Here is a 1,587-nt window from a genome sequence, read left to right as displayed (position 1 = left end):
AAGATTTGGCTAAGTTTGTCTGGGAGGTTCCAAAGTATACGCCTGTTCACTTTGTCAAAGAGGCGGTAAAAGTGGGGTTGGCAGGTGAGGAGCTCTTCGTTGAGTTGCATTTCGATGATGAGGCGCATGCAGACTCGGATGTCATTATTGATCAGGTTCTTAAGAATGTTGGCCGCTTGGAAAAAAAGCACGGGTTTATGAAAATCGATTTTCTGGCGCTTAAGCAGGCGATCCGGCATCCATCTGGCGTGCCACAAAAAATAGGCACAAAAAAAGCTGATCTTACTCAGATCAGCTTCGCAGCATCAAATCAGTAAATAAAGCGCTTCGGCCTTATTTGCTGCTTGCTTTTTGAAGCATACGTTCTGCTTTTTCTGCTGTTTCTTCCGCTTTTGCCATTGCTGCTTTAGCGGCCTGAAGAGCCTCTTCCGCTTTTGCCATTGCTGCATCCGCTTTTGCGCCGGCACTAGATGCTTCTTGTGCAGCAGCATCGGCAGATGTTTTCGCTGCGGCGGCGGCTGTTTGTGCTTCTGTCGCGCTGGCAGTAGCGCTATCTAGGCTTGATTGGTCTTCTTTAGACAGGCTTGCACATCCTGTTGCTAAAACAACGCTGCTGGCTACAGCAAGCATGCTGAGTTTCTTTAACATGGTTCTCTCCAAGTTTTTAGTTTGAGTTCAGTCGTATTGTATTTGTCTATTCGACTAAATACTCAGTTTAGTCAATTATTTATGGAATAGAAGCCTCAAAAGACTTTAAGTTCATTTAAACCGCGTTTCCGCAAGGCTCCCTGTAAAGATTTGTTGAAAACATATCCGCTTAAGTTCGCGAGGGTTCGCAGACTTTTGCGTTATACTTACTGTGATCAAATACACGCCACAAACTTGGATAGCAGCATGAATGATGAAGTGAACTTTAAGAATAACCCTCTACATGGTTTAGGGTTGAAAAGTTTGTTGGAGGAGGTGGTAGAGCACTATGGCTTTGAGATTCTGTATGCGTATCTCAATATCAATTGCTTTAAGATCAATCCAAGCATTGCCTCGAGCGTAAAGTTTTTGAAAAAAACAGATTGGGCGCGTGAAAAACTGGAAGGATTTTATCTGTATCAATTTAAAAACCTTCCTCGGCCTTCATCAGAGCAATATCACATCCCACCGCGAGATCGCATTATTCCTGACGGGCAAGTGCCCGGAGAGCCAGCGGAGTTAAGTATTGAGGATGCGGCTCGGCTGCAAGAAAAGCGCGCCAAAAAAGCCGCGGAGTTTGGCAAGAGCGGATCTCGACAGGGGCGTTCTAGCGGCCCTTATGGCGGTGGGGGCAGTTCGAGTAAACGATACGAATCTGACCGACCTGGACGAAAAGATAAAGCCTCCGGTTCTTCCACTCATTCTTCATCTGATTCTTCAACGAGTTCCCCAAATAGTGCCGGTGGTGATCCATGGGCCGCCTGGAGAGAGAAGTAATCATTGTCTTTTTGTTTTTAATCCCACTGGCATGATAAGGAAAAGTGATGCTCAAACTAATTGAAAAAATATCATTTCTTCAGGGGCTGATAGCGCTTTGTGTTCTCTGGAGCTTGATTATTT

At 45.3% G+C, this 1,587-nt stretch carries 3 protein-coding genes; 2 read left to right on the top strand and 1 reads right to left on the bottom strand.

The window, feature by feature from the left end; translation table 11 throughout:
- A partial coding sequence (locus A3751_RS23010) for a hypothetical protein (RefSeq protein WP_197466442.1) occupies positions 1 to 317 on the top strand: 317 nt, incomplete at its 5' end.
- A gap of 16 nt (positions 318 to 333) precedes the next feature.
- Here A3751_RS23010 and A3751_RS16995 read toward each other — a convergent pair.
- Entirely contained in the window at positions 334 to 648 is a 315-nt protein-coding gene (locus tag A3751_RS16995) for an alanine-zipper protein (protein WP_068458169.1), read from the bottom strand.
- A 246-nt stretch (positions 649 to 894) separates the two neighbouring features.
- Here A3751_RS16995 and A3751_RS16990 point away from each other — a divergent pair, with 246 nt between their 5' ends.
- Positions 895 to 1,464, top strand: a complete 570-nt coding sequence (locus A3751_RS16990) for a VF530 family DNA-binding protein (protein WP_068458167.1) — start codon at positions 895 to 897, stop codon at positions 1,462 to 1,464.
- Positions 1,465 to 1,587: the final 123 nt, after the last annotated feature.

This window comes from Oleiphilus sp. HI0080, assembly GCF_001635135.1.
This window is presented reverse-complemented; position numbering and strand designations above follow the sequence as displayed.

What these genes read in the sequence shown, in the direction of transcription:
- A3751_RS16990 (WP_068458167.1), top strand. Translation starts at nt 895, where the DNA reads ATGAATGATGAAGTGAACTTTAAGAATAACCCTCTACATGGTTTAGGG.
- A3751_RS16995 (WP_068458169.1), bottom strand. Translation starts at nt 648, where the DNA reads ATGTTAAAGAAACTCAGCATGCTTGCTGTAGCCAGCAGCGTTGTTTTA.